The following is a 391-nucleotide window of genomic DNA, read 5'->3' on the forward strand; positions in this document are numbered from 1 at the left end:
GTGTCGGTTGGAAGGGTCTGATTAACGATCCCTACCTTGATGGCAGTTTCCAAATCAATGATGGTCTGCACATCGCGCGAAAACTATTACTGGATTTGGCAGAAATGGGAGTGCCGGCGGCAACCGAATATCTGGATCTGATCAGTCCACAATACATTGCAGATTTGGTTTCATGGGGTGCTATCGGCGCACGCACTACTGAAAGTCAGGCTCATCGAGAACTTGCATCGGGTTTATCCTGCCCGGTCGGATTTAAAAATGCTACTGACGGGGGATTGCAAATCGCAGTAGATGCCTGTCTGTCAGCATCAAAACCCCATCACTTTATGTCTCTGACCAAAGACGGACATTCCGCTATATTCTCTACCACGGGAAACCCCGACTGCCATGT

1 protein-coding gene is annotated in these 391 nt (G+C 49.1%); it reads left to right on the forward strand.

All coding sequences use genetic code 11. The features are described from left to right. A partial coding sequence (locus B3182_RS07410; RefSeq protein WP_292752181.1) for a 3-deoxy-7-phosphoheptulonate synthase occupies positions 1-391 on the forward strand: 391 nt, incomplete at both ends.

The organism is Methylophaga sp. UBA4204, from assembly GCF_002379485.1.
Taxonomy (GTDB): Bacteria; Pseudomonadota; Gammaproteobacteria; order Nitrosococcales; family Methylophagaceae; genus Methylophaga.